The following is a 26,706-nucleotide window of genomic DNA, read 5'->3' as shown; positions in this document are numbered from 1 at the left end:
AAGCCGGTGTCGTCCGCGGGCTGGCCCGCATCGGCCCGGCATGACACTCGGCGTTGCTCGACGTATGCGCTAGCAGAGCGGCTTAGCATGCGTCGCCAAGGAAAGTCCGTCAACTCAAGGTGCCTCAATGGCTTTGGATACTCCTTTCTATGGCAAGGCGGAGCAAACCCGCCGCGATCGCCTTGCGCAGTGGGTCGCTCGGCGCCAGGGGCTGGCGGTGGAAGAGGTCGATCTGAAGCTGGCAGCGGGAGACGCCAGTTTTCGGCGCTATTTTCGCCTCGCCCTGCCGGATGGATCGTCGCGAATCATCATGGATGCTCCGCCGGATCGGGAAGACAGCCAGCCCTTCGTTACCATCGCCAGCCAGTGGGAAAGCGCGGGGCTTCCGGTGCCGACCCTGCACGGAATCGACCTCGACGCTGGCTTCATCGAGCTTGACGATCTGGGCGATATCACCCTGGAACGCTTTTTCACCGACGCTACCACGGTTGAGCACTATATCGAGCGGGCCATTCCTCTAGTCCATCGCCTCCAGAATCGCGCGCCGCTGGACGCCTTGCCTCTCTACGATACCGCCCTGCTAGAGCGGGAACTGGAACTGTTTCCCGACTGGTGTCTCGACGCCTATCTGCAGCTTGCCCCGCCGCCGGGCTGGCCGGCGATCAAGGAACGGCTGATCGCCAGCGCCCTGGCCCAGCCGCGGGTAGTGGTGCACCGGGATTACGACGCGATGAACCTGATGCTTCACGGCGACACACTCTATCTGATCGACTTTCAGGACGCGGTGGCAGGCCCTTTGAACTACGATCTGGTTTCCCTGCTGCGCGGTCGCTACTGCCGGCTCGAACCGGCTGATTTCGCCGCCTGGGTCGAGGCCTTTCGTCGCCAGGCCGTCGAGGACGGTCGCCTCGACCCAGACATCGAGGCCAGGCGTTTTCTGCGCCAGGCGGATGAAATGGCCGCTCAGCGCACCCTCAAGATACTCGGTATCTTCTGTCGCCTGACCCTGCGGGATGGCAAGACCGGCTACCTGGCTCGTCTGCCGCATTTCCTGGCACATCTTGGCGACAGTCTCGCGCCCTGGCCGGCGTTCGAGGCGTTTCTCGACTGGCTGGAAAACACCTTCTCACCGCGACTGCATGACCAGTTGCAAAAGGATGGAATCATCCCGGGAGCGACCGCATGAAGGCGATGATTCTCGCGGCGGGGCTTGGCAAGCGCATGCGCCCCTTGACGGATCATTGTCCCAAGCCGCTCTTGCCGGTCGGCGGCAAGCCGCTGATCGTGCATCACCTGGAGCGGCTGGCGGGAGCCGGCTTCCAGGAGGTGGTGATCAACGTCAGCTATCGAGGGGAGCAGATTCGCGACGCGCTGGGTAATGGCCAGGCTTATGGCCTGCAAATCTTCTGGAGCCAGGAAGCCTCGCCGCTGGAAACCGGCGGCGGCATCCGTCAGGCGCTGCCGTTACTGGGCGAAGCGCCCTTCCTGCTGATCAACGGCGATGTCTGGTGCGATCTCGATCTGACCCGATTTCCTGCCCTGGACGGAGATCTGGCGCATTTGTGGCTGGTGGACAATCCGGCTCATCATCCCCGAGGCGATTTTCATCTCGATGCCCAGGGTCGTGTCAGCGACCAAGGCGAGCCGCGCCTGACCTACAGCGGTATCGGCGTGATCGATACGGCCCTGGTGGCTTGCCACGCTCCCGGCGCCTTTCCCCTGGCGCCGCTGCTGCGCCAGGCCATACTTGATGAGCGCATTGGCGGTACCCATTATACGGGCCAGTGGATCGACGTCGGCACGCCCCAGCGGCTCGCCGCCCTGGACACCCGACTCAGCGAGTCGTTCATGAACCAGCGAGGAAGTTAGATGAAAGCTAGCGTCAAATGGACCGATGGCCGTCAGTTCGTGGCCGAGAGCGGTAGCGGCCACAGCGTGGTCATCGACGGCCCCCCGGACCACGGCGGCCGCGATACCGGCCCGCGCCCCATGGAAATGCTGCTGATGGGCCTGGGCGCCTGCACGTCCTTCGATGTGCTGGAAATTCTCGAGAAATCCCGAGCGCCGGTCACCGACTGCGTCGCGAAGATCGAAGCGGAGCGCGCGGATACCGTGCCCAGCGTCTTTACCCGCATCCATGTGCACTTCACCGTCACCGGACGCAATCTCAAGGAAGCCCAGGTCAAACGCGCGGTGGCGCTTTCCGCGGAGAAATACTGCAGTGCTTCCATCATGCTGGCCAAGGGCGGCGTCGACGTCAGCCATTCCTTTGCCATTGTCGAGGCTTGAGAGCATCGCCTGCGAAACCGCCGGTATGAAAAAAGTCGTTTCAACAGGTGTGCTATAGCTCTCGGGAGTGCATAATACGCGCCTTTCCTGTCATCGATGCCTGGGCAGGGTTCTCTGCACCAGCGTGAGAATGCCAGGCCAATTCGCCGGGTCGATCCATCGAGGGATCGTCCCTCGGGTAGCACTCATCTAGTACTCAAGACATAAAGGGAGGCTCGGACGTGAGCGACCATCTCCGACTCCATGGCTTCAACAACCTGACGAGTTCGTTGAGCTTTAACATCTATGATATCTGTTATGCCAAGACAGAAGAGCAGCGTCGTGCCTATATCGACTACATCGATGAGCTCTACAATGCCGAGCGATTGACCCAGATCCTCAAGGATGTGACCAACATCATCGGCGCTCATGTGCTCAACGTTTCCCGCCAGGATTACGAGCCCCACGGTGCCAGCGTGACCATCCTGATCGCCGAGCACGAACTGGACGATCCGGACCCGGAAGATACGGAGCCCGGCCCGGGGCCGCTGCCGGAAACCGTGGTGGCTCACCTGGACAAGAGCCATGTCACGGTGCACAGCTACCCGGAATCCCACCCGGACAACGGCATCAGCACCTTTCGCCTGGATATCGACGTGTCCACCTGCGGCATGATCAGCCCGCTCAAGGCGCTGAACTACCTGATTCACAGCTTCGACTCGGATATCGTCACCATGGATTATCGGGTGCGCGGCTTCACCCGGGATGTCGACGGGCGCAAGCTGTTCATCGATCACGACATCACCTCGATCCAGGATTATCTGGCGGAAGATACCAAGAAGGCCTATCAGATGGTCGACGTCAACGTCTACCAGGAGCACATCTTCCATACCAAGATGCTGCTCAAGGACTTCAACCTGGATCACTATCTGTTCGACAGCAACCACCGCGACCTGACCTTCGAGGAAGCTCACGATATCGAAAGCCGTCTGCGCAAGGAAATGCTCGAAATCTTCTATTCCCGCAATCTCGACTGAGCCATCGCCTGGTAGCGGATATCAAAAAGCGCTCGTGACATGACAGACCCGCGAAAAATCGCGGGTCTCGTCGTTGGTTGCAGTGAGAACGGCGAGTCAGACGCGATAGACGCTCTTGGTCATCACTTTCGATACCAATCGCATGCCGAACTTGACCGTAGCAGGAAAGCGCGAGCCGCCGGCTTCCAGTGCCCAGCGCTCGTGATGGGCTTCATCTTCACGCATCTGCTCCAGCACCGCTCGAGAGCGCCGGTCTCCGGAAGGCAACTCCCGCAGGTGCTCATCCAGATGCCTGCCCACCTGCTCCTCCGTGGCAGCCACGAATCCCAGGCTGACCCGATCCCCCACCGCACCGGCCAGGGCGCCCAGGCTGAAGGAGCTGGCGTAGAACAGCGGATTGAGCAGACTGGTACGCCCCTCGAGTTCCGTCAGGCGCTGATCGCACCAGGCCAGATGGTCGATTTCCTCCTGGGCCGCCTGCTCCATCTGGCCGCGCACGTCCGCCAGCCGCGCGGTCAGCCCCTGACCCTGATAGAGCGCCTGGGCGCAGACCTCGCCGGTATGATTGATGCGCATCAAGCCCACCGCGTGTTCCCGCTCGCTGTCGCTCATATCGCCATCCCTGATGGACTGCGCCGGGGAAGGACGCGACGCCTGAGCCGCCTTGGGTACCAAGGTGCGCAATACGGTATCGAATTGATGAATCAGGTTATCGGCATGAGATAACTTGCGTTGCATGAAAACCTCCGAAGAATCAGATCGTGGCTCGAGCATCAACCGGCGGGCCAGGTAAACTGCCGCCCGCCCATCAAATGCAGATGGATATGAAAAACCGTCTGCCCTCCATTTTCATTGCAGTTCATGACTACCCGATAGCCCTCTTCAGCGAAGCCGTATTGGCCGGCAAGCTTGACGGCGGTACGATGCAAACGCCCCACCAGGGCCAGATCTTCTTCCTGGATATCGTTCAGCGTGGCGATATGCTTCTTGGGAATGACCAGCACATGGGTCGGCGCCTGAGGATTAATATCGTTGAAGGCCAATACATGATCGTCTTCATAGACGATATCCGGCTCGATCTCGCGGTTGATCATCTTGCAGAACAGGCAGTCCATGACAGCTCCTTGAGCGTAAAAGTAACAATCAAGTGTAACAGTCAGCGAAAACGTCGCTGGTCGAGCAGATGGCGCATCAGAGGACCGAGGATCAGATCCATGGCCAAGGACATGCGCGCCCCGGGCACCACCAGCGTGTGCGGCCGACTCATGAAAGCGTCCGGTATCATTGCCAGCAGGTAGGGAAAATCCACCTTGGTGTAATCGCGAAAGCGGATCACCACGAAGGACTCCGCGTCCGTGGGAATATCCTGCACCTCGAAAGGATTGGACGTATCCACCGTCGGCACCCGCTGGAAGTTGATATGGGTACGGGAAAACTGCGGCTGGATATAGTGCATGTAATCGTTCATGCGCCCCAGAATGGTATCGATCACCGCTTCCTGGGAATGACCACGCATCTTGATATCCCGGTCGATCTTCTGAATCCACTCCAGATTGATGGTCGGCGCCACGCCGATCAGCAGATCCACGTGGCGAGCGATATCATGCTCGGCGCTGACCAGCCCGCCATGCAGCCCTTCGTAGAACAAGAGATCCGTGCCGCTGGGCAAGGGCTGCCACTCGGTAAAGGTACCCACCTGCTGGCCCGCCTCGATCATGTGCTTGTCTTCCGCGTGAATATAATGCCGATAGGTGCCCTTGCCTTGCTCGCCGTATTCTTGAAAAAGTGCGTCGAGTTCGTCGAGCAGGTTGGCCTCGACGGCAAAATGGGAAAGCTCGTCCATGCGCTCCGGCTCTTCCCGGGAGATCCGCGCCAGCTCTTCTCGTGTATAGCGGTGAAACGCATCCCCATCGACGAAGGCCGCGTGCAGATTCTCCCGAGCGAACATGCGCTCGAAGGTGCGACGCACCGTGGTGGTACCCGCCCCGGAAGAACCGGTAATGGCGACGATCGGATATTCTCGGGACATCAGTCATCACCTCGGGAAACACCGTTTGCCCTCGGTAACAACGCCAGCACCGAAGCGGGAATCGAGACGGGCCTGCCGGTCTCGATGTCCACCAGCAGCAGGTTGAGCCGGGCGGTGGCGATCAGTCGCTGGTCGCTTTCGCGCACCACGCGATGAAAGACCGTCAGCGCCTTGCGCTGCGCGCCTGCCAGGGCGGTTTCGATGATCAGCGTATCCGGCCAGCGCGCTTCGCCCTGATACTGCACCGCCAGGTCCGCCACCACGCTCGGATAGCCGCCAAGATCCCACTCCTTTACGCCAAGGGAATCCAGTGCCGCGGCCCTGGCCTCGTGCAACAGGGAAATCAGCGCGTCATGACCGAGATGACGACCGTAATTCATGTCGGTGATACGCACCGACAACGAATGGCGATGCACCACAGCCTCTGAGGGGAACTCCAGTCTGATACGTTGCATGGCCGCTCCTTTGATGGCTATTGTCCCTGCGTTTCCCGCGCCAACGCGCGATGGCCGATATCCCGACGATAGAAAGCGTCCGGCCAGTGGATCCGTTCGACGCCGGCATAGGCGAGTTCCCGAGCCTGGGACACGCTGTCTCCAAGGGCGGTGACGCACAGCACGCGACCGCCGCTGGTGACGACCCTGCCTCGATCGTCTTCGCCGGTGCCCGCATGGAACACTTTATAACCTTCTTCTTTTTCGAGAGAGGCAGCGGCATCGAGGCCTTCTATCACATCGCCCTTGCGATAGGCCTCCGGATAGCCCCCGGATGCCATCACCACACCTACCGCGGCGCGAGGATCCCATTCGCAGTGTTCTTCCGCCAGACGCCCCTCGACGCCGGCCAGACAAAGCGCCGCGAGATCCGAGCGCAGCCGTAGCATGATCGGCTGGGTTTCCGGATCGCCGAAGCGACAATTGTATTCGATGACCCGAGGCGCACCACGGGAGTCGATCATCAGCCCGGCGTAAAGAAAGCCGCGATAAGGACGACCTTCTTCCGCCATGCCTTTGACCGTAGGCTCTATCACCTCGCGCATGATGCGCTTGAACACCGCTTCGGTCACCACCGGCGCCGGAGAATAGGCGCCCATGCCGCCGGTATTCGGTCCCTCGTCCCCGTCGAAGGCGCGCTTGTGATCCTGGCTGGTGGCCATGGGCAAGATGTTTTCACCGTCCACCATGACAATGAAGCTGGCTTCCTCGCCTTCGAGAAAATCCTCGATCACCACCCGAGCGCCCGCGTCGCCGAAGGCGTTGTCTTCAAGCATATCGCGCACCGCGGCTTGCGCCTGGGCTTCGCTGGTAGCGACGATCACCCCCTTGCCCGCCGCCAGGCCATCCGCCTTGACGACGATGGGCGCGCCTTTTTCCCGCAGATACTCAAGCGCCGGCTCCACCGCATTGAAGGTGCGATAGGCCGCGCTGGGAATGCCGTGGCGGGTCAGAAAGTCCTTGGCAAAGGACTTCGACCCTTCGAGCTGGGCCGCGGCTCGAGTGGGACCGAAAATCGCCAGCCCCGCTGCCTGAAAGCGGTCTACCACTCCTGCCACCAGCGGCGCTTCAGGGCCGACAATGGTCAGGTCGATGGCGTTTTCCCGGACGAAGGCTTCGAGACCGTCCAGATCATCCACCGTCAGTTCCAGATTGGAAAGCTTGGTTTCCGCCCGAGTACCCGCGTTACCCGGCGCCAGAAACACCTGCTCGACCCGAGGAGATTGAGCGACCTTCCAGGCCAGGGCGTGTTCGCGGCCACCGCCGCCGATAATCAGAACCTTCATGGGCAAACCTTGCTCGTTTCTTGGTAAAACCTTGATGATCCAACAACGGAACCCGGTATCACACCAGGTGGCCGTTCGGGCCAGGACTAGCCCTCGTTATCGTTCTTGTCCGTACTTTTACTGTCCACGTTCTTGTTGAGCGTCTGCTGCCAGAAGCGCATGTTGTCCTCGGCCATCTCACGCATCAACTCCATGGGCGAATTGCGCAGAGCCTGCTTCCAATGGGTCTGCATGCGTTTTTGCTGCTCGAGCATCAGCTGAGTGCCCTGCTCAAGATAGCGCGCCAGGGGCAGCGGCTGAGACATGGCATACACCCGGATCAGCTGAGCCAGCAGATCATTGGAAAAGACCTCCGCGTCGCCGTCCGCCTGCTCCTGCTCGATGATGATCGACAGCAGGATGGTGCGCGTCAGATCCTCGCCGCTCTTGGCATCCTCGACCCGAAAGGAAACGTCCTGGAGAATCAGTTCACGCAGATCTGCCAAGGTCACATAGCGGCTCTGTTCGGTATCATAGAGCCGGCGATTGGCGTATTTACGGATCACGCGCACAGGGGAACTCCTCTCATTTTCGTTGTGCATCCTTTTATCTGGTGAGGCACGGAATTCATCATGACCAGGTTTTGTCACGGACGGGTTTCATTGCAAACATTGTGCACTGCGCCAAGCCTTCAGGCCAGTCAAGCGATACGAGACGATCGATGAATCTGATTCTGCTGCAGCCAGGAGATCTGCTGGATGAGCACAGCGCTCGAATCACCGATCCTCGCCGTCTCAAGCATCTGCATGAAGTGCATCAAGCGCAGCCTGGTGATGAACTGACCCTGGGGCTCGCTGACGGCAACATCGGTCGCGGCCGCCTGACCGCGCTCGATCGCCACCAGGCCTGCTTCGCACTGGACGCCTTGAGTCAGGCGCCTCCACCTGCCTTGGACATCGAACTGGTGCTGGCGCTCCCTCGGCCACGCATGCTGGCGCGCAGCCTGGAACACGTCACCGCTCTTGGCGTGAAGCACATCACGCTGCTGCACAGTCGCCGGGTGGAAAAAAGCTACTGGCAGTCGCCGGAACTCGACCCGGAGAAGATTCGCCGACATCTCCTGCTGGGGCTGGAACAGGCCCGGGATACGCGAACGCCTCGGGTCATTCTCGAGCCGCGCTTCAAGCCCTTCCTGGAAGACCGCCTGCCCGCCAGGCTAGCGAACCGCGAAGGCTTGCTGGCACATCCCGGCATGGACGCCGCCTGCCCACGAGGACTGGCGTCTCCGGCGCTGTTGATCGTGGGCCCGGAAGGCGGCTTTGTTCCCTACGAGGTGGAACAGCTGCTCGCCGCGGGCTGCCGAGGCATCCAACTGGGAGAGCGCATCCTGAGGGTGGAGACCGCGGTAGTCGCCCTGCTCGCCCGCCTGAGCCCGCTTTGAATCTAGCCGCGCAGCCGATCGAGCAACGCCTGGGTGGCAAAGCCATCCGGCACCAGGCCAACACTGCGCTGATAGTCGCGCAATCCGCGGCGGGTATTCGGACCCAAGATGCCATCCGGAGTACCGGTGGCATAGCCCTGACGGTTCAAGAGCTGCTGCAACTCGCGCACCTGGGAGCGGCTCAGGGGCTTTTGATCCCTCGGCCACTGCTGGTCGATCCCCGGTCGCCCGGCGATACGATTCGCCAGGGTGCCCACCGCCAAGGCATAGCTGGTGGCATTGTTGTAGCGCAGGATCGCGCGGAAATTAGGCCCCACCAGGAAGGCCGGGCCGCTGGCGCCGGCGGGAACCAGAATGGCGGCTTCGTCGAAGTTGGGCAGCGCTCGACCGTTCAAGGCGGCTACGCCCTCACTGGCCCACTGCTCGCTCGAGCGGCGAATCGCGGCACTTGCCTGGGTGTAATCGAAACCTTGAGGAAGTGTGACTTCGACGCCCCAGGGCTCGCCGGCACGCCAGCCCGCCCGATCGAGATAGTGGGCAGTGGAAGCCATCACGTCGGGAATACTGCCCCAGATATCTCGATGGCCGTCAGCGTCTCCATCCACCGCGTAGGCTTCAAAGCTCGACGGCATGAACTGGGTATGGCCCATGGCGCCTGCCCAGGAGCCGCGCATGCGCGAGGCGTCGATATCGCCGGCCTGGAGGATACGCAGCGCCGCCATCAGCTCCTGTTTGGCGAATTCACTGCGCCTTCCTTCAAAGGCCAGGGTGGCCAGGGCATCGATGGTGGAAAAACCGCCGAAATTGGCGCCGTAGTTGCTCTCGATGCCCCAGATGGCGACGAGTATCTCCTTCGGCACGCCGTAGCGCTGCGCCGCGGCACTGGCCGCGCCCTCATGCGCCGCCAGCTGTTTGCGTCCCTGCTCGATCCGCGTGGCGGAGACCGCGGTATCCAGATAGGACCAGATGGGCCTGACGAATTCCGGCTGGGCACCGTCGAGCTCGATGACGCGCGGCTGAAAGCGCACCCCCTCGAAAGCGCTGACCAGCACCGACTCGCCGATACCCTGGTCCCGGGCTTCACGACGAAACGTCGCTACCCAGTCAACAAAATCACGAGCTTCGGTGGAGCTACCTAGGGTGCGGCTGGCCTCCTTCGGTGCTGTCTCTGGCGTCTCCTGCGCCGCCTCGACCTGCCGGCTCGAGGCGGTCTGGCAGCCCGCCAGCACAGTGAGAATCAGCGCGACGCTCAGCATCCTGCGCATTGTGTGAGTCCTTATTCTTACAGATGATTGGAAAAGCATCATCGCTTAGATCAGCCATCTCAGCTAGTCAGCATCAATCAAATAAGGCTGCCAGGCATCAGGCATTACGAGCGGCGGCGAGAATCGCGCCGGCTCGCCGTGCCAGGGATGATGCCTGACGGCCCCCGGCGGCAAAGACGCCAACGCCGGCAGCCAGTGCGCGACATAACGCCCTTCCTCGTCGTACTGCCTGGCCTGCTTGAGCACATTGAAATAGCGATTGCGTGGATCCCGACCGACGCCGGCGACATAGCGCCAGTTTCCCCAGTTGCTGGCGACGTCGTAATCGATCAGACAGTGCTCGAACCAGGCGGCACCGAGCCGCCAGTCTTCCCCCAGGTCCTTGACCAGAAAGCTTGCCACGTTCTGACGGGCGCGGTTGGAGATCCAGCCGGTGGTGGCAAGCTCGATCATGGCAGCGTCCACGAAGGGCAATCCGGTTTCTCCTCGCCGCCAGGCATGAAAGGCGCCGCCGGGCGTCGGCAAGTTTCGTTCGGCGAACAGGCCCGCGCCTTCCTGGCGCGCCGCCCAGTGAAAGTACTCTCGCCAAAGCAGCTCAAAAACGATCCAATAGCTGGATTCGCTGACGCCGTACTCCGCCTCCCAGCGACGTACCTGTGCCTGGACCTGACGCGGCGACAGGCAGCCCCGGGCCAGCCAGGCGGAGAGCCGAGTAGAAAAATCCGCCCCCAGCAGGCCGTTGCGGGTCTGCTTGTAATGGCTGCCGCCTTCCTTGTCCCATAGATAGGCGTTCAACCGCGCCATCCCCGCCGCTTCTCCGCCTTCGAAGCAAAACTGGCCGCGCGGATCTGGCCGCCAGACGGTAGCCCGCGGGCAGACTTTCTCCAGCGGCGGCATGCCGCGTACCATCTTTTCCGGCCAGGGAGGCAAGGTAATGGGCGAGGAAACGAGATCCTCGAAAGCACAATGTTTTTCCACCTGGCGGCGAAAGGCGGAATACGTTTCAGGTAGCTCGCTCAGGGGAAACGGCAGCGCCGACGCCTTGAACAGGGTGACATTCTCGCCTGTTCTGATGTAGGTATCCGCCTGGAGCCGCTGCTCGAGCCGAGCGATATCCGACGCTTCATCGCTGGCGACGGGGCACTGCACCCAAAGCCGTCGCGCCTCGCTCTCACTCGCCAAGTCCGTCAGAACCGCCGCCGGGTCGCCGACCCTGACCAGCAGATCGCTGCCCCGCTTGAGCAGCTCCCCGCGCAGCTCGCATAGGCTTTGCCATAGAAAATGCAGCCGCGCCGGGCCGATGCGTCGCTCGCTCATGCCCGGCGCGAGAGGCGCCAGCAGGCGCTCTTCCAGCACATAAACGCATAGCAGTGAAGAGGCCGCGGCGGCGGCATCCAAGACCGGGTTGTCCGTCAGACGAAGATCGTCGCGAAACCAGAGAATATCGGGCCTCATGAGGTTTTCTCCTGTCCGCGCGAGCGTCGGGCGTCCCGACGGCAGCGTTCGCTACAGTAGCGCACCTCTTGCCAGCAGCGTGCCCACTTGCGTCGCCAGCGAAAGAGACGCAAGCATTGCGCGCACTGCTTTTGCGGAAGATCCTGCTTGCGGTGCATGAGACCTCCATCCAAAAATAGACAGCCAAAAACAATTTGTACAACTATCGTACACGAGTACTCGAATATCGCCGATTCCTTCTCGACGCCGGTATAACACCGATGACCAAAGGGGGGAGTTGCGAACAAAACTCCCAAGTCTTTAACGTCAACGCTGACTTTACGTTAGAGTACTCAGATACTCAGCGTCAGGACCCGAAGGCGGCCAGAAAACTGGCGTGCAATCTTTGCGGCTACACTTGATTCGACGCGCGACAATAGGTATCACACAGGCGTACTTTCCAGCCCGGCGCAGGATGTCTCTCGATGATATTGCTCTTGATCCCCACGTTGACCCTGCTAGGGGTATTGGTGCCGGTGCTGACTGCCCGCTATGGACGCGGCCCCTGCACGCTGGCGACCCTGCTTTTACCCGCCATCGCCCTGGGGCTTACTGCTGCGCAGATTCCTGCCCTGCTGGCGGGTGAACTGCCGCGTATCAACTTGACATGGATGCCCGAACTGGGGCTGGACCTGGCCTTGCGCATGGACGGCCTGTCGCTCATGTTCACGATTCTGATCATCGGCATCGGCCTGCTGATCATCAACTACGCGCATTACTATCTTTCCCAGGAGGATTCCCACGGTCGTTTCTATGCCTACCTGATGCTGTTCATGAGTTCGATGGTCGGCATCGTGATGGCGGACAACCTGATTCTGCTGTGGCTGGCCTGGGAGATGACCAGCCTGTCTTCCTTTCTGCTGATCGGCTTCTGGTCCTATCGCAGCGATGCCCGCAAGGGCGCGCGCATGTCGCTGACGGTCACCGGCGCCGGGGGACTTGCCCTGCTGGCGGGACTGCTGCTGTTGGGGGACATGGCCGGCAGCTTCGACATGAGCACGGTACTGGCAAGCGGCGATGCCATCCTGGCGGATCCGCGCTACCCGACCATGCTGGTGCTGGTATTGCTCGGCGCTTTCAGCAAGTCAGCCCAGTTTCCGTTTCAGTTCTGGCTGCCCCATGCCATGGCGGCGCCCACTCCGGTATCCGCCTATCTGCATTCGGCGACCATGGTCAAGGCGGGCATCTTTCTGATGGCGCGGCTGCACCCGGCCATCGCCGGCAGTGAACTCTGGGGAATCGTCGTCACCCTGATCGGAATGATCACCTTTCTCTATGGTGCCTGGTTCGCCCTGGTCAAGACGGATCTCAAGGGGATCCTGGCGTTTTCCACGGTCAGCCATCTGGGGCTGATCACCGCTCTGCTGGGCATCGGCAGCCCCATGGCCATGCTGGCGGCGCTGTTTCATATTCTCAATCACGCCACTTTCAAGGCGGCGCTCTTCATGTGCGCCGGCATCATCGATCACGAAACCGGTACCCGGGATCTGAAGAAGCTGGGCGGGCTGCGCCGAGCCATGCCCATAACCGCGCTTCTTACCACGATTACCGGTGCCGCCATGGCGGGCGTACCGCTCTTCAACGGCTTCCTATCGAAGGAAATGTTCTTCACCGAAAGCCTGGAGGCTCACCTGCTGGGCGGGCTGTTCTGGATACTGCCGGTGCTGGCCACGCTGGGCGGCATCCTTTCCGTCGCCTACTCCCTGCGTCTGATTCACGCGGTTTTCTACAGGCCGGCCAAGCAGCCCCTGCCAAGCACGCCTCATGAGCCGCCGCATCTGATGCGTCTGCCGGTATCGCTGCTGGCGACCTTGTGCATCGCCGTGGGGCTTTTTCCTGCGCTGCTCGCAGGCGGTCTGCTCGGACTGGCCACGGATGCGGTACTCGCCGCGCCGCTGGAATTTCATCTGAAGCTATGGCACGGCTTCAATCTGCCACTGCTGATGAGCGCCATCGCCATCGGCCTGGGTATCAGTCTGTATATCGCCTACCGCTACATAAATCGCTTGGTGGGTCAGTTCCCGCCGCTCAACGCCAATCTGGTCTTCGAGGGCAGGGTGCAGCGACTGGTGGTGTTTTGCCAGTCCTTTACCCAGCGCCTGGAAAATGGCTCCCTGCAGCGCTACATGAGCCTGCTGCTGGGTAGCGCCCTGCTGTTGACTGCTCTAAAGCTGGTGGAGCTGCCCAGCCTGGGGGGTGACAAGACGCACCAGCCGCTGGATGGGGTGCTGATGGCCGGGGCGGCACTGCTGATTCTTGGCGCCTTGGGTACCGCGGTGACTCACCGATTTCGCCTGTTTTCCCTGCTGATGCTGTCTGTGGTCGGCCTGATGGTTTCTCTGACCTTCGCGCGGTTTTCCGCGCCGGATCTGGCGCTGACTCAGCTTTCCGTGGAAGTGGCTACCATGATCCTGCTGATGCTGGCGCTTTATTTCCTGCCTCAGAAGACGCCCAAGGAGGCCTCGGTCAAGCGTGTCATCCGGGATATCGGACTGGCGATCGGGCTTGGTGCAGTAGTTACCAGCTTCAACTACGCGGTGCTCACTCGGGAAAGCAACAGCATTTCCGGCTTCTTTCTCGCCAACAGCGTCCCCGGCGGCGGCGGCCATAACGTGGTCAACGTGATTCTGGTGGATTTCCGGGGTTTCGATACCCTGGGGGAAATTACTGTGCTCGCCCTGGCAGGGCTGGCGATCTTGAAACTGCTCAATCGGCTGCGGCTGTTCATGCCCCACAGCGACTGGCAAGGCCGGCTTTGGTCGCCGGATCGCTACCCGATGATTCTTACCAGCATCTCCCAGATGATACTGCCTTTGGCCCTGCTGGTGGCGGTGTATATCTTTCTGCGCGGCCACAACCAGCCCGGCGGCGGTTTCATCGCCGGTTTGATCACCGCCGCAGCCTTGATCCTGATCTATATCGCACGGGGCGTGGAATGGGTTCAGACCCGCCTGGACTTCACCTATCAAACCATCGCCATTGCCGGGGTCGCCACCGCCACCTTGACCGGTCTGGGCAGCTGGGTGTTCGGCTACCCCTTCCTGACTTCCTCCTACGGTCATTTCCATATTCCTCTCATCGGCGATATCGAACTGGCTACCGCCTTGCTGTTCGATCTCGGGGTCTATCTGGCGGTGGTGGGCGCCACCCTGATGATTCTCGCCAATCTGGGCAAGGTCACCACCCCTCACCGCCCGAGCAAGGAGAAGTCCTGATGGAGAGCCTCTACGCCATTACCACTGGAATACTAAGCGCCTGCGGCCTGTTCCTGATCCTGCGCGGACGCACTTTTCCAGTAGTGGTGGGTCTGACCCTGTTTTCCTATGCGGTCAACCTGTTCCTGTTTTCCATGGGCGGGCTGACCACCAACGGAGCAGTGATTCTCGAAGGTGCCAGCGACTACGCGGACCCGCTTCCCCAGGCGCTAGTGCTGACCGCCATCGTCATCGGCTTCGCGATGACCGCCTTTGTGGTGATTCTCGCCATGCGGGCGCGAGGCGATCTGGGTAACGACCATGTGGATGGCCGGCAGTCCGACGAAACCCGGGAGGAGCGCCGGTGATGCAGCATCTCATCATTCTGCCAGTGGTCCTGCCGCTGGCCACCGGCGCCATGCTGCTGCTCAATCGCCAGCGCAATACGCGAATCCGGCGTAATGTCGGATTGCTGGCCACCGCCTTGCTGGTGGTCATCGCCATCGCTCTTGTCGTCAAGGCCGCCAGCGGGGAGGTGGACTATTATGCCCTGGGAGACTGGCAGCCTCCTTTCGGGATCATTCTGGTACTGGACCGGCTATCCGCGCTCATGGTGCTGTTGACATCGCTGCTGGCTTTGGCCTGCGTGATCTTCGCCAGCGCTGGGGAAGACGATCAGGGCAGCAACTTTCATGGTCTGTTCCAGCTTCAGCTGATGGGTATCAACGGCGCTTTTCTGACCGGCGACCTGTTCAACCTGTTCGTGTTCTTCGAGGTACTGCTACTGGCCTCCTACGCGCTGCTGGTGCACGGCGGGGGCAAGCCGCGCATTCAGGCCAGCGTGCATTACGTAGTGCTCAACCTGGCCAACTCCTCGTTGTTTCTGATAGCCGTGGGCGTGCTTTACGGCGCCACCGGCACCCTCAACATGGCAGACATGGCGATGCGTATCGGAGCCATCGAGCCGGAGCGCACCGGGCTGGTCAGCGCCGCGGCGCTCCTGCTGCTGGTGGTGTTCGGGGTCAAGGCGGCCATTCTGCCGCTTTATTTCTGGCTGCCTCGCGCCTACGCCGCTGCCCCGGCACCGGTGGCGGCACTGTTCGCCATCATGACCAAGGTAGGGGTTTACGCCATCCTGCGGGTCTATCATCTGATCTTCGGCGAACAGGCCGGTCCTCTGGCGGCGCTGGAACAGCCCTGGGTGTGGTGGCTTTCTCTGGCGACGCTGGCGGCGGCGGCCATTGGAGTGCTGGCGGCGCGCGACCTGCGTCTGATGGTGTCTTATCTGATTCTGGTTTCCGTCGGCACCCTGCTGGCGGGTATCGGCATCCGTTCGCCGGAGTCCGTCAGTGCGCTATTGTATTACTTGATCCATACGACGCTGGTGACCGGCGGGCTTTTCCTGTTGGCGGAGATGATCGGCCAGGAACGCGGCAAGGCGGGGACTCGGCTGGTAAAAGGTAAACCCTTGCGCCATGCCAATCTGCTAGGGCTCTTGTTTTTCCTGGGTGCGATAACCGTGGCGGGCATTCCTCCCTTGTCGGGGGCACTCGGCAAGGTGCTGCTGTTGAGTTCGACGCCAGAGGCATTGCGGTTCTGGTTCTGGCCGATTCTGCTAAGCTCAGGGCTCTGTGCGCTGATTGCCCTGTCCCGAGCTGGCTCGACCCTGTTCTGGCGCAGTAACGAAGGAGAGACCCAGGATATTGTCCTGTCACGCCGTCAGCTGATTGGCGTATCCATGCTATTGGGAGCATCACCTGTGATCGTGGCGCTGTCTGGCCCCATCCATGCCTATACCACTGCCACCGCGGAACAGCTGGCGCAGCCAAGGATACTCATCGAGGCCATACTGATCGATAGTGGAGAGAAACCATGAGCGCGCGCCCGTCCTGGCTGCCTCAGCCCTTCATGTCGCTGCTTTTGCTGGCGGTTTGGCTGTTGCTGGTGAAAAGCACGGCGTTGGGGCATATTCTGCTGGGCAGCCTGCTGGCGCTGGTCATCCCGCTGCTGACAAGGCGTTTCTGGGACGAACAGCCGCGCATCAAGAAACCCTGGAAGCTTCTGCTCTTTGTGCTGCGCGTCTTCGGCGACATCATCGTCGCCAATCTCCAAGTTGCCTGGTTGATCATCAATCCCTGGCGCATCGCTCGCCCGGCCTTCGTCGAGTACCCGCTGATGCTGCAGGAGCGCCTGCCGATCACCCTGCTGGCCAACACCATTACTCTGACCCCGGGTACCGTGACCGCTCACCTGCGCCTGGACGGCAAGTCGCTGTTGATTCACGCCCTCGACGTGCCCGATGAACAACAGCTGATCGAGGAAATCCGCGAGCGCTACGAGCGTCCTCTCAAGGAGATCTACGAATGCTAGATATCGCGCTATGGGCCAGCCTGGCATTGATCGTGATGGCGCTGGCCTGCAACGCCTACCGCTTCATCGTCGGCCCGAGCATGCCGGACCGGCTTATGGCGCTGGATACCATGTACGTCAATTCCCTGGCGCTCATCGTGCTGATGGGCCTGTGGCTGAACAGCCAGCACTACTTCGAGGCGGCCCTGCTGATTGCCATGCTAGGCTTTCTCAGCACGGTGGCGGTATGCAAATATTTGTTGCGTGGCGACATCATCGAATAGAGCTTTATCCGAGGAAGGTCTGACATGACATTCTATATAATTCTCGAAGGCCTGGTTTCCTTTTTCCTGCTCGCCGGCGGTATCTTCGCCTTCATCGGCTCTCTAGGCATGGCCAATATGCGGGATTTTTACATGCGTCTGCACGGCCCCACCAAGGCGACCACCTTGGGGGTAGGCTGTATTCTGGTCGCTTCCATGCTGTACTTTTCCGTTACCCAGAGCGTCGTTCACATTCAAGAATTGCTGATTACCTTGTTTCTCTTTATCACCGCGCCGGTGAGCGCGCACCTGCTGGCGAAATCCGCGCTTCACCAGAAGCTCAAGCATGATGGCAAGACCCAAGGCAGACCCAAGGAACTCTACAAGGAGCTCTACCAGGAGGAAGGCGGCGAGAAACCCGTGGTGCACCCGGATGTCGGCCACGTCTGATTCTCACCATCCTTTCGTATGCTGCTCCACCAGATCTGCCAGCAGTGCAATATGGTCCGGGCGGTCGTTCAGCGCTGAAATATAGCGATAGGTCTTGCCGCCGGCTTCCAGGAAATAGTCGCGGTTCTCGACCTGCAGCTCTTCCAAGGTTTCCAGGCAATCCGCAGCGAAGGCGGGACTGATGATATCGACATGCTCCACCCCTTCTTTCGCCAGGGTTTTCAGCGTTTCGTCCGTATAGGGCTTGAGCCATTCCTCCCGGCCGAAGCGCGACTGAAAGGTCATCATCCAGGCACCTTCATCAAGCCCTAGTGCCTGTGCCAACTTGCGGCTGGTTTCCTCACAATGGCGGAAATAGGGGTCGCCCCGGTCCGCGTAGCGCTTGGGAATGCCGTGATAGGACATGATCAGCTTGCCGCGCTCACCAGGATGCGCGCTCCAGTGTTCCCGAACCCTTGCCGCCAAGGCCTCGATGTATCCCGGATGGTCGTGATAATCGCGAATGAAGCGCAGTTCCGGCAGATGCGGACAAGGCTTCAGCGCTCGGGCCAGTCCATCGAAAATGGCCGCGGTAGTGGAGCGGGAGAACTGTGGATACAAGGGCAGCACCAGAATACGCTCGACCCCGGCATCGCGAAGCTTCAATCCCGCTTCTTTCAGGCTCGGATTGCCGTAGGTCATGGCTAGCTCCACCGGAATGGCTTGCCCGTGACGCTCCGCCAAGGTCTGGATCAATGCCTGCTGCTGGCGCCGACCGATCGCCATCAGCGGCGATCCCTCTTCCGTCCATACGGATTGATAGGCCTTTGCCACCCGCCCCGGGCGAATTCGCAAAATTATTCCGTGCAAGATCAGCCACCACAAGGGCCTCGGCGCATCGACCACGCGCTTGTCCCAGAGAAATTGCGCCAGATAACGACGCACCGCCTGGGGAGTGGGCGCATCCGGGGTACCGAGATTGACCAGCATGACGCCGAAAGGCGGAGTGGGCATGGCGGGCTCCTTGCATCGAACGTTGAAGAAAGACGAGACATCGTAACGCGGATTGTACCAGCCGAGGGTCAGTCGGAACCAAAGAAGCTATACTGTTCGGAAAATTTTGTACAAATTCAGGTCAATCCATGTCCGGGACATTGATTCTTCTACTGGGCGATCAGCTCAGTCATTCGATTTCGTCACTTCAGGACTACCCCGAGAATGCGGTCATTGCACTGTGTGAAGTCAGCGGCGAAGGGCGCTACGTACCCCATCACCCGCAGAAGATCGCCCTGATTCTCGCGGCAATGCGTCATTTTGCCAAAGAGTTGCGGGACAAGGGATATCGAGTGCATTACAGCGCCTTGGACGACGCGGACAACTGTCAGGATCTAATCGCGGAAGCGGAGCGGCTCGCCAGGCAGTACGACTGCGGTGAAATCCGCCTTGTCCAGCCCGGGGAGTGGCGCCTGCTGGCACGTATCCACCAGCGTCAGAAGACCGCTAGCGCCCCCCAGTGGCAGCTGCTCGAGGATGACCGCTTCTTCTGCACCGCTCGAGAATTCGCCGACTGGATCGAGAAACGAAAGACGCCGCGCTTGGAGCACTTCTATCGCCGGATGCGCCGCAAGACCGGCCTGCTGATGGAAGACGACGCCCCGGCGGGAAGCCAATGGAATTTCGATCACGACAACCGCCAACCGGTGCGGGACAACCTGGGAACCCTGACGCCGCCCGCTCACGGTCGTGATGACATCACCAATCGAGTCCTGGAACTGGTGAACGAACACTTCGGCGATCATTTCGGCACCCTCGACGGCTTCAACTGGCCGGTAACCCGCCGCCAGGCGCTGGTGGATCTGCGCCACTTCATCGACAACGCCCTGGCGGATTTCGGTACCTATCAGGACGCCATCGACGACCGCGATCCCTACCTCTTTCATTCCCGGCTGTCTAGCGCCATGAATATCGGCCTGCTGTCGCCTCGGGAGGTATGCGAGGCCGCGGAGGCCGCCTACTATCGCGGCGAAGCGCCCATCAATGCGGTGGAAGGCTTCATTCGCCAGATTCTCGGCTGGCGAGAATACGTGCGCGGCATCTACTGGCATCACATGCCGGCCTACAAGCGCGAAAACCGATTGAATGCCCGGCGCAACCTGCCAGACTTCTACTGGAGCGGCGATACGGACCTGCGCTGCCTGCGCCGCGCCATCGAGATGACCCGGGATAACGCCTATGCTCATCACATCCAGCGGCTGATGGTAACGGGCAATTTCGCCCTGCTGTGCGGGGTCAAGCCGGAAGCGCTCTGTGACTGGTATCTGGCGGTCTATGTGGACGCCTTCGAATGGGTGGAGCTACCCAACACCCTGGGCATGGTGTTGCACGCAGACGGTGGCCTGATGGGCTCCAAGCCCTACTGTGCCTCGGGCAAGTATATTCAGCGCATGTCCAATCACTGCGGTGATTGCCGCTTCAATCCGAAGAAGACGATTGGCGACACCGCCTGCCCTTTCAACAGCCTTTACTGGCATTTCCTCGAGCGTAACGCAGAGCGGCTGGAAAGCAACCCGCGCATGAAGTTGATCTACGGCTCGCTCAGGCGCATGAGCGATGAAAAGCGCGCGGCGATCCGCGAGCAGGCGGAAGGCTTTCTGGATTCGCTGGAAACGGAACCGGCCTACGGCCAAGGAGAGCACCTGGACGGCTATCGCCGACAGGCTTAGAACACCAAGGGAATTCTCGAGCTGAGCGGATTTCGGTAGTTTGCCTCCCGGCCCACCACCTCATCCTGCGGAACGCGATGCACCAGATAGGCACGGCGTATTCCCTGGCGCTTGAGCGTCGCCTTGACCTCGTCCAGCGCCCGAAAAAGCAGCGGCTTGCCCCTGTGCGTCACCTCATGACAGGCGCCATCCGAATCCTCCAGTTCAATCTGATAGCAGCGGCTTCCCGCATGGCCGATCACGCGAATCTCGAAAGGATCCTGCCGCTTGATGAATCCAGCAATTTCCTTGAGTTCCACGGCACTCTCCGGCGATTATTGCCAGGATCGAGACAGACGATCCTACTGATAGTTGGAAGGATCGATGGCCTTGCCCAGGGAGTTGCGATCGACCCACTTGCCCGCCTTGGTTTCCTTGTAGCGAAATACCACCCGATCGCCGATCGCTACCGGCAGTTCTGAGTCTTCCGTCTGATAGCTGTAGGTCTCTCCATCAACCACCAGGCGATAGCGGTACAGATCCGGCATGCCCAGCCATTCCTTGAAAGGACCTTCGCGCTCGAGTTCCTGAAGCTCGCCCCGGGCTTCCAGTTTCGGAAGCCGCTTGCGATTGCCACGTCGAAATCCACTGGCCATGCCGTTTCCTCGTGTGTCTCTTGTTCTGGTTTACCGCCTCGATTCGGCGATCGCTTTCTTTACTCGACCGAACGTTTACTCGCCAAAGTGCTGGCCGTAGCTGTCCGGCGCCAGATCCTCGAAGCGAGTGTATTTGCCGATGAACGCCATGTGCACCGTACCGATTGGGCCATTACGCTGCTTGCCGATGATCAGTTCTGCCAAACCCTTGTTGTCCGGATTCTCCGAATTGTAGACCTCATCGCGATAGACGAAGGCGATCAAGTCTGCGTCCTGCTCGATCGCGCCGGAATTATGGCTGACGATGCCATCCGCCAGCCAACTGGCATTGCCCGGCACGGTGAGATCGAAGACTTCCTCTTCGCCCGCAGGCTCGATCGACACCACCCTATCCCAGAACACCTCGCTTCGCGCTAAAGTCTTCAGACTGTCATCGTTCAAGATTTCCGCATAGCTCAAGAGGGTTTCACGACTTGGCGCGAAGCTGAAATGAGCACTGCCCCCGTAAGCCGTACCGCGCTGTTTAGCCATACTGCGATGCGTGATACCGCGCCCCTTCATTTCGTGGCGGATATAATCGAAGACCTCCTGAGGCAACGTATCGACATTGGTATTGATCGCTGAACGACTTAACGTGTTCAACAACCCAAGGGCGGTTTCTTTCTGGTGACCGAAAGCGCCAATTTTTTCCAAGAATGCCAGCTGCTGAGCATTTCCAGAAATATCGGCATTAAACCACCCTTGGCTGCCAGGTCTGGTCACATGCTTGGTACGCGCAACGATACCGAAACGCAGAAGCAGTGCAGCCACGTCACGAATCAATGATTCACTGCAAGTGGAAAAGTAAAAGCGCGCCCGACCATTCCCCGCAATGGTGATACTGCCATCCGTTGCCCACAGGTGGCGCAGAAATAATGCCAAATGTTCGTTGGAAAGGCCGAAAACCGCGTCAGGTAATTGCTTTTCGCGAGACCGTTGGCCGTGGATGCCCAAATCCTTTAGCCATTTGCCGACACCCGCTGGGCGCCAGCGATTCCCATTGCCACTGATGACAAGCTGATGCCAATTGCCACGCCCTTCGTGTCGAGTCACGGTCGAACCCAAAGCTTGTGCCGCTTCGGTCACCGCCAAACTATTTGCTTCACAGGCCGTTGTGTAGCGTAGCGGTTGGCGCGTGACGTAACTGCCATCACCGACCAGATGAGCCAACAGAACGATTTCGTGTTCCGGCCAGTCAATAGTTTTTGTAGGCTCGGGCAACTGACGAGCCACCGCCAACCGAGCACCGGGTTGTAAATCCTTTACTTTCACCCAGTCCCACAGTCCACGTAGTCGGTGTTCCCTGGTACAGCGGATCGAGCGGCCACTGGCCAGTTTGATATCAATGACCGGTTTGACGCCGACGGACCAGATCATGTCCGTAGCGGAAGTTTCGATTCGCCCTTCGGAATCAAGTGAAAGTACCTCTGGCGTTTGTCCCACCAGCTCGCGAATCGGCAGTCGCGAACCATCGGCCAAGGTAACCAGCGTATCGCCTACTACACACTCACGAAGGTCCGACATCACCGGGCGCTTGTTGGGACGCTGCTCGAGAGAGCGGTTGAGCTGGGAGAGCGCCACCACCGGGCAGCCGAACTCCTTGGCCAGCCCTTTCAGAGAGCGGGATATCTCGGAGATCTCCCCGGTACGGTTCTCGGAAAATCCGGGTATCTGCATCAGCTGCAGATAGTCGATCATGACCAGCCCCATGTTGCCATGTTCCCGCACCACCCGGCGAATGCGGGAGCGCATCTCGTTGGGAGACAGCGCGGCGGTATCGTCGATGAAAAGCTGCTTGTCCTTGAGCAGATTGACCGCGGAGGTCAACCGCGGCCAATCCTCGTCCTCGAGCTGACCGGTACGCACTCGAGTCTGATCGATACGTCCCAGAGACGACAGCATGCGAAGCATCAGAGATTCTGCGGGCATCTCCATGGAAAAGACCATCACCGGCTTGTCGCTGATAATGACCGCGTGTTCCACCATATTCATGGCGAAGGAGGTTTTGCCCATCGAAGGCCTGCCGGCGATGATCACCAGATCCGAGGGTTGCAGGCCAGAGGTCATGTCGTCCAGGTCGCGAAAACCGGTGGAAAGACCGGTCATCTCGCCCTGCATGTTGAACAGTTCATCGATGCGATCCACCGCCCTGGCGAGTAGATCACTCATGCCGATGGGACCGCCGGTCTTGGGACGCTCCTCGCTGATCTGGAACACCAGCCGCTCGGCCTCGTTGACCAGTTCGTCCGACAGCCGGCCCTGAGGGGCGAAGGCGCCCTCGGCGATCTGATTGGCGGCCTGAATCAGCTTGCGCAGGGTAGCGCGTTCACGAACGATGTCGGCATAGGCGCGAATGTTGCTGGCGGAAGGCGTATTGCGAGCGAGTTCCGCCAGATAGGCGAGCCCGCCCACGCTGTCCAGCTGATCGCGATTTTCCAGTGCCTCGGATAGCGTGACCACGTCTAGCGGGTGGCCGCCTTCCGCCAGCGCCTGCATGGCATTGAACGTCAGCCGATGCTCGTAGCGATAGAAATCCCCGGCAACCAGGCGTTCGGACACGGTGTCCCAAGCCTGATTGTCGAGCATCAAGCCGCCCAGCACCGACTGTTCCGCTTCCAGGGAATGGGGAGGAATCTTGAGGGCCGCGGTTTCTCGGTCGGCGTGCTCGAAGGATTCGTTCATGAGAAGCAAGAGCCTTGAAGGAGACGAAAAGCGGGAAACATTCTACCTCAACCCGGGGCCATACCCTATGCGCGGATTTTCAGCCAGCGATGCAAAAGGCGCACAGAGCAAACTCTGTGCGCCTTCGTTACTGCACGCGGCGCGGTCTCGCCAACCTGCGCCAGCTCAACCTTATTCGGAAACGACTACCACGCGAACGCTGGAGGCCACTTCCGGATGCAGCTGCAAAGTGATGTCGTATTCGCCGGTCTGGCGAATCGGACCTTGCGGCATGCGTACTTCGCTCTTGGCGATATCGATCCCTGACTGAGCGATGGCTTCCGCCAGATCGCGAGGACCGATGGAGCCGAACAGCTTGCCTTCATCGCCGGCCTTGGCCACCAGCGACAGCTCGATCTCGGCGAGCTGCTCGGCGCGCGCTTCGGCTTCCGCCTTGCGTTCCTGCGCCTGGGCCTCGAGTTCGGAGCGCTGAGCTTCGAAGGCTTCGATATTTTCCTGGGTAGCCGGCACGGCCAGGCCGTAGGGCACCAGATAGTTACGACCATAACCGGACTTGACGGTGACCTTGTCACCCAGACCGCCCAGCTTGCCAATCTTGTCGAGCAGAATGACTTCCATCTCGTTAACCTCTTGTCAGTGGCTGTCGACCATGCGCTCGCGAATATTGACGAACGTATCAATCACGGCCAACAGCAGCACAATCAAAATCATGGGCCAGGTAGTGATCAGTAGCGCGTAGAAGGCAACCAACCAGAGCCCATTCATGCCTTTGAGTCCAATAAATCCGTGAATCAGCGCAATGCCCGCGACCAGTAACGGCACCCAACTGAGCATGGCCAGCGCAGGCAAGGATACCAAGGATCCTATTACCCCCAGAACGATCAGCAGACCGAGCTCCCGGGGCTTGAGCCGTAGCGCGTGAAACTCCTGGCGAAAGCCGCCGGGGTTGTAAAGCCCCGCCTGCCAGCTACGCGCCAAGGCCAGACAGGCCACGCTCACCAGCAGCACGATCAAACCGGTGACACCGCTGACCATAAGTGACGCCAGCTGTTCAACGGAACCGCCCTGACGCACAAACTCATCGAGCATCCGGTCGATTTCCGGCGAGCTTTGACGCAGCTGATCCAGCAGCGGCCCGACGCCCCCCGGGGGGATGAAAACACCAAGCTGAATCAACACTGCGCCCGCCAAGGCGCCGACTACCAGAGTTTCGCCCCAGCTAAGCCGGGCGCGCAGCACCACCGCCATCAGCGTAACCAACAGAACGCTTGACAGGGGGATCACATCGCCCTGAACCCACCACCAGCCCGCGGGCACGGCGGCAGCCACGATCACGATCAGCCCGGAGGACAGCCCTTGGCGCAGGGTAACAAGCGCCGCTATTGCAGCACTGAACCAGAACAGCCAAGGAACGATACCCGCCAGCGCCGCGGCTCCCGCGGCTTGAGGAGTACCACGCATCACATAGCGAGCGATCGGCAGCATCACGCCCGAAACTTATTGGTGGCTATCGGTATAGGGCAGCAGCGCCAGATAACGAGCCCGCTTGACCGCAGTGGACAGCTGACGCTGGTAGCGAGATCGGGTGCCGGTGATGCGGCTCGGGACGATCTTGCCGGTCTCGGTAATATAGGCCTTGAGCATGTCGATATCCTTGTAATCGATATGCTTGATGCCTTCGGCGGTAAAGCGACAAAACTTACGGCGACGGAAAAAACGTGCCATGGAAAAACTCCTTCCTGGTAGTGCGAATCAGGGTGCGAATCAGTTGGCGGCGTCAGCGGTTTCTGTCTCGGTACTGCGCGGCTTTTCCTCACGACGCGGACGCTTCTCTTCCGACTGCTTCATCATCGGTGAAGCTTCGGTCACGGCCTCCTTGCAACGCACCACCAGGCTACGAATGATGGCGTCGTTGAAACGGAAGATGTTCTCGATCTCGTCGAGAGTCTCGCCGCTGCATTCGATGTTCATCAGCACGTAGTGAGCCTTGTGAATCTTGTTGATCGGGTAGGCCAGGTGGCGGCGACCCCAATCTTCCAGGCGGTGGATGGAACCACCACTTTCGGTAACGAGGCTGGTGTAGCGCTCGACCATTGCCTGAACCTGTTCGCTTTGATCCGGATGGACCATGAACACGATTTCGTAATGACGCATGAAATCTCCTTGCGGTTTAGCAGCTTCCAAGGGGAGAGAGATCGGAAAATCGACAGTCGGCGCCCGGGGAAGCAAGGAGTGATATTTTCGGGTTGGATGCTCGACCGCAAGAGCGGCCAAGCCGGCGTATTGTAGTGAGAGCCCCGCTAGCTTGCAAGCCGGCGCTGGCGTACCACCTCGAAGAGGCAGACGCCGGTGGCCACGGAAACGTTCAGACTCGACACCTGACCGACCATCGGCAGATTGACCAGAGCATCGCAGGCCTCCCGGGTCAGCCGGCGCATGCCCTTGCCCTCCGCCCCCATCACCAGCGCACAGGCGTCGGTGAAGTCTCCTTCGTACAGGCTCTGGGAAGCCTCGCCGGCGGTACCGGTGATCCACACACCGAATTCCTTGAGACGGGCCATGGCCCGGGCCAGATTGGTTACCTGGTAGACCGGCACACTTTCCGCTGCGCCGCAGGCCACCTTGCGCACAGTGGCGTTGAGCGGTGCCGCCTTGTCCTTGGGTACGATCACCCCGTGTGCGCCGGCGGCATCGGCGCTTCTCAGGCAAGCGCCGAAATTGTGCACGTCCGTTACCCCGTCGAGTATCAGCAGCAAGGGGGGCTCAGGACGCTGCCAGGCGCCAAGCTTCAACCACAGGGACTCTTCCCCTTCCACCTGAATAGGCGGACAGAAGGCGATCACGCCTTGATGCGCGGCCGCTTGAGCCAGATCGTCGAGAATTTCTCTGGGCTTCGGTGTTACCCGCACTCCTTGCGCCCGCGCCTGCTCTACCAAGGATAGAAGCCGTGTTGTCGCGGCACTCTCCAGTACCCAGAGTTCGCGCATCGACTGCTTGCGATCCAGCAATGCCTGAACCGCGTGCATACCGAATACGGTATCCCACTCGGGAAAAGGCGTTGCCGCCTTAGAAGCCTGATGCTTATTGGGCCTTGGTTTT

At 60.3% G+C, this 26,706-nt stretch carries 30 protein-coding genes; 12 read left to right on the top strand and 18 right to left on the bottom strand.

Features of this window, described 5'->3' with window-relative positions:
* Positions 1 to 127 precede the first annotated feature (127 nt).
* From FGL86_RS08390 to speD, 4 genes are all read left to right on the top strand, one after another.
* Positions 128 to 1,186 (top strand): aminoglycoside phosphotransferase family protein, encoded by a 1,059-nt coding sequence (locus FGL86_RS08390; protein WP_147184143.1) that lies wholly within the window; start codon positions 128 to 130, stop codon positions 1,184 to 1,186.
* Positions 1,183 to 1,869 carry an N-acetylmuramate alpha-1-phosphate uridylyltransferase MurU gene (gene murU / locus FGL86_RS08385; RefSeq protein ID WP_147184142.1) on the top strand — a complete coding sequence of 229 codons (687 nt, stop codon included), beginning with the start codon at positions 1,183 to 1,185 and terminating at the stop codon, positions 1,867 to 1,869. Before FGL86_RS08390 ends, murU begins: the two co-directional genes overlap by 4 nt.
* Complete coding sequence (locus tag FGL86_RS08380; protein WP_147184141.1) at positions 1,870 to 2,289, top strand: OsmC family protein; 420 nt, start codon at positions 1,870 to 1,872, stop codon at positions 2,287 to 2,289.
* Positions 2,290 to 2,510: 221 nt separating this feature from the next.
* Positions 2,511 to 3,305 (top strand): adenosylmethionine decarboxylase, encoded by a 795-nt coding sequence (speD, locus tag FGL86_RS08375; RefSeq protein ID WP_147184140.1) that lies wholly within the window; start codon positions 2,511 to 2,513, stop codon positions 3,303 to 3,305.
* Between the two features lie 96 nt (positions 3,306 to 3,401).
* Here speD and coq7 read toward each other — a convergent pair whose 3' ends face one another.
* The 6 genes from coq7 to phaR form a co-directional block, all read right to left on the bottom strand.
* On the bottom strand, positions 3,402 to 4,043 hold the full coding sequence (gene coq7 / locus FGL86_RS08370; RefSeq protein ID WP_147184139.1) for a 2-polyprenyl-3-methyl-6-methoxy-1,4-benzoquinone monooxygenase: 642 nt from the start codon (positions 4,041 to 4,043) through the stop codon (positions 3,402 to 3,404).
* A gap of 35 nt (positions 4,044 to 4,078) precedes the next feature.
* Complete coding sequence (locus tag FGL86_RS08365) at positions 4,079 to 4,420, bottom strand: histidine triad nucleotide-binding protein (RefSeq protein WP_147184138.1); 342 nt, start codon at positions 4,418 to 4,420, stop codon at positions 4,079 to 4,081.
* A 41-nt stretch (positions 4,421 to 4,461) separates the two neighbouring features.
* Positions 4,462 to 5,334, bottom strand: coding sequence for a phosphoribulokinase (locus FGL86_RS08360; protein ID WP_147184137.1), 873 nt, complete (start codon positions 5,332 to 5,334; stop codon positions 4,462 to 4,464).
* A complete protein-coding gene (locus FGL86_RS08355) occupies positions 5,334 to 5,789 on the bottom strand; it encodes an acyl-CoA thioesterase (protein ID WP_147184136.1) in 456 nt (151 codons plus the stop codon). Before FGL86_RS08355 ends, FGL86_RS08360 begins: the two co-directional genes overlap by 1 nt.
* A 17-nt stretch (positions 5,790 to 5,806) precedes the next feature.
* Positions 5,807 to 7,114 (bottom strand): phosphoribosylamine--glycine ligase, encoded by a 1,308-nt coding sequence (purD, locus tag FGL86_RS08350; RefSeq protein WP_147184135.1) that lies wholly within the window; start codon positions 7,112 to 7,114, stop codon positions 5,807 to 5,809.
* Positions 7,115 to 7,200: 86 nt separating this feature from the next.
* Positions 7,201 to 7,665 carry a polyhydroxyalkanoate synthesis repressor PhaR gene (gene phaR / locus FGL86_RS08345; protein ID WP_147184134.1) on the bottom strand — a complete coding sequence of 155 codons (465 nt, stop codon included), beginning with the start codon at positions 7,663 to 7,665 and terminating at the stop codon, positions 7,201 to 7,203.
* A gap of 149 nt (positions 7,666 to 7,814) precedes the next feature.
* Here phaR and FGL86_RS08340 point away from each other — a divergent pair, with 149 nt between their 5' ends.
* On the top strand, positions 7,815 to 8,534 hold the full coding sequence (locus tag FGL86_RS08340) for a 16S rRNA (uracil(1498)-N(3))-methyltransferase (protein WP_147184133.1): 720 nt from the start codon (positions 7,815 to 7,817) through the stop codon (positions 8,532 to 8,534).
* A 2-nt stretch (positions 8,535 to 8,536) separates the two neighbouring features.
* Here the strand turns inward: FGL86_RS08340 and FGL86_RS08335 are convergent, their stop codons facing one another.
* The 3 genes from FGL86_RS08335 to FGL86_RS08325 all read right to left on the bottom strand — a co-directional run bounded on the left by FGL86_RS08335 (position 8,537) and on the right by FGL86_RS08325 (position 11,412).
* On the bottom strand, positions 8,537 to 9,799 hold the full coding sequence (locus FGL86_RS08335; RefSeq protein WP_147184132.1) for a lytic murein transglycosylase: 1,263 nt from the start codon (positions 9,797 to 9,799) through the stop codon (positions 8,537 to 8,539).
* Between the two features lie 63 nt (positions 9,800 to 9,862).
* Complete coding sequence (locus FGL86_RS08330) at positions 9,863 to 11,254, bottom strand: DASH family cryptochrome (protein ID WP_147184131.1); 1,392 nt, start codon at positions 11,252 to 11,254, stop codon at positions 9,863 to 9,865.
* The gene (locus FGL86_RS08325; protein ID WP_147184130.1) at positions 11,251 to 11,412 is read right to left on the bottom strand and encodes a DUF2256 domain-containing protein; all 162 of its coding nucleotides are present in this window, start codon (positions 11,410 to 11,412) and stop codon (positions 11,251 to 11,253) included. Before FGL86_RS08325 ends, FGL86_RS08330 begins: the two co-directional genes overlap by 4 nt.
* Before the next feature lie 306 nt (positions 11,413 to 11,718).
* Here FGL86_RS08325 and FGL86_RS08320 point away from each other — a divergent pair, with 306 nt between their 5' ends.
* Genes FGL86_RS08320 through FGL86_RS08295 form a run of 6 tightly spaced genes read left to right on the top strand, consistent with a single transcriptional unit; the run spans position 11,719 to position 17,549 of the window.
* On the top strand, positions 11,719 to 14,508 hold the full coding sequence (locus FGL86_RS08320) for a monovalent cation/H+ antiporter subunit A (RefSeq protein ID WP_147184129.1): 2,790 nt from the start codon (positions 11,719 to 11,721) through the stop codon (positions 14,506 to 14,508).
* Positions 14,508 to 14,855 (top strand): Na+/H+ antiporter subunit C, encoded by a 348-nt coding sequence (locus FGL86_RS08315; RefSeq protein WP_147184128.1) that lies wholly within the window; start codon positions 14,508 to 14,510, stop codon positions 14,853 to 14,855. The genes FGL86_RS08320 and FGL86_RS08315 overlap by 1 nt, the downstream gene beginning before the upstream one ends.
* On the top strand, positions 14,852 to 16,363 hold the full coding sequence (locus FGL86_RS08310; protein ID WP_147184127.1) for a monovalent cation/H+ antiporter subunit D: 1,512 nt from the start codon (positions 14,852 to 14,854) through the stop codon (positions 16,361 to 16,363). Before FGL86_RS08315 ends, FGL86_RS08310 begins: the two co-directional genes overlap by 4 nt.
* Positions 16,360 to 16,857, top strand: coding sequence for a Na+/H+ antiporter subunit E (locus FGL86_RS08305; protein ID WP_147184126.1), 498 nt, complete (start codon positions 16,360 to 16,362; stop codon positions 16,855 to 16,857). Before FGL86_RS08310 ends, FGL86_RS08305 begins: the two co-directional genes overlap by 4 nt.
* A complete protein-coding gene (locus tag FGL86_RS08300; RefSeq protein ID WP_147184125.1) occupies positions 16,851 to 17,120 on the top strand; it encodes a K+/H+ antiporter subunit F in 270 nt (89 codons plus the stop codon). The genes FGL86_RS08305 and FGL86_RS08300 overlap by 7 nt, the downstream gene beginning before the upstream one ends.
* Positions 17,121 to 17,144: 24 nt before the next feature.
* Positions 17,145 to 17,549, top strand: a complete 405-nt coding sequence (locus FGL86_RS08295; protein WP_147184124.1) for a Na+/H+ antiporter subunit G — start codon at positions 17,145 to 17,147, stop codon at positions 17,547 to 17,549.
* Positions 17,550 to 17,552: 3 nt separating this feature from the next.
* Here FGL86_RS08295 and hemH read toward each other — a convergent pair whose 3' ends face one another.
* A complete protein-coding gene (hemH, locus tag FGL86_RS08290; RefSeq protein WP_147184123.1) occupies positions 17,553 to 18,542 on the bottom strand; it encodes a ferrochelatase in 990 nt (329 codons plus the stop codon).
* A 128-nt stretch (positions 18,543 to 18,670) separates the two neighbouring features.
* On the opposite strand from hemH, the gene FGL86_RS08285 reads away from it, so the two are divergent.
* The gene (locus FGL86_RS08285) at positions 18,671 to 20,251 is read left to right on the top strand and encodes a cryptochrome/photolyase family protein (protein WP_147184122.1); all 1,581 of its coding nucleotides are present in this window, start codon (positions 18,671 to 18,673) and stop codon (positions 20,249 to 20,251) included.
* On the opposite strand, the gene FGL86_RS08280 is transcribed toward FGL86_RS08285, so the two are convergent.
* The 8 genes from FGL86_RS08280 to rlmB all read right to left on the bottom strand — a co-directional run bounded on the left by FGL86_RS08280 (position 20,248) and on the right by rlmB (position 26,633).
* Positions 20,248 to 20,550: a DUF6482 family protein gene (locus FGL86_RS08280; protein ID WP_147184121.1), complete on the bottom strand. Its 303-nt coding sequence runs from the start codon at positions 20,548 to 20,550 to the stop codon at positions 20,248 to 20,250. The two genes, FGL86_RS08285 and FGL86_RS08280, sit on opposite strands and share 4 nt — an antisense overlap.
* Before the next feature lie 42 nt (positions 20,551 to 20,592).
* The gene (locus tag FGL86_RS08275; RefSeq protein ID WP_147184120.1) at positions 20,593 to 20,886 is read right to left on the bottom strand and encodes a hypothetical protein; all 294 of its coding nucleotides are present in this window, start codon (positions 20,884 to 20,886) and stop codon (positions 20,593 to 20,595) included.
* Positions 20,887 to 20,961: 75 nt separating this feature from the next.
* The gene (locus FGL86_RS08270) at positions 20,962 to 23,607 is read right to left on the bottom strand and encodes a replicative DNA helicase (protein ID WP_147184119.1); all 2,646 of its coding nucleotides are present in this window, start codon (positions 23,605 to 23,607) and stop codon (positions 20,962 to 20,964) included.
* Positions 23,608 to 23,778: 171 nt separating this feature from the next.
* Positions 23,779 to 24,225 carry a 50S ribosomal protein L9 gene (gene rplI / locus FGL86_RS08265; RefSeq protein WP_147184118.1) on the bottom strand — a complete coding sequence of 149 codons (447 nt, stop codon included), beginning with the start codon at positions 24,223 to 24,225 and terminating at the stop codon, positions 23,779 to 23,781.
* Between the two features lie 15 nt (positions 24,226 to 24,240).
* On the bottom strand, positions 24,241 to 25,092 hold the full coding sequence (locus FGL86_RS08260) for a YybS family protein (RefSeq protein ID WP_147186133.1): 852 nt from the start codon (positions 25,090 to 25,092) through the stop codon (positions 24,241 to 24,243).
* Between the two features lie 12 nt (positions 25,093 to 25,104).
* Complete coding sequence (gene rpsR / locus FGL86_RS08255; protein ID WP_147184117.1) at positions 25,105 to 25,332, bottom strand: 30S ribosomal protein S18; 228 nt, start codon at positions 25,330 to 25,332, stop codon at positions 25,105 to 25,107.
* A 39-nt stretch (positions 25,333 to 25,371) separates the two neighbouring features.
* Positions 25,372 to 25,761: a 30S ribosomal protein S6 gene (gene rpsF / locus FGL86_RS08250; protein ID WP_147184116.1), complete on the bottom strand. Its 390-nt coding sequence runs from the start codon at positions 25,759 to 25,761 to the stop codon at positions 25,372 to 25,374.
* Positions 25,762 to 25,907: 146 nt separating this feature from the next.
* Positions 25,908 to 26,633, bottom strand: a complete 726-nt coding sequence (gene rlmB, locus FGL86_RS08245; protein WP_147184115.1) for a 23S rRNA (guanosine(2251)-2'-O)-methyltransferase RlmB — start codon at positions 26,631 to 26,633, stop codon at positions 25,908 to 25,910.
* Between the last annotated feature and the right edge of the window lie 73 nt (positions 26,634 to 26,706).

Origin of the sequence: Pistricoccus aurantiacus (assembly GCF_007954585.1) — a bacterium.
GTDB lineage: Bacteria > Pseudomonadota > Gammaproteobacteria > Pseudomonadales > Halomonadaceae > Pistricoccus > Pistricoccus aurantiacus.
This window is presented reverse-complemented; position numbering and strand designations above follow the sequence as displayed.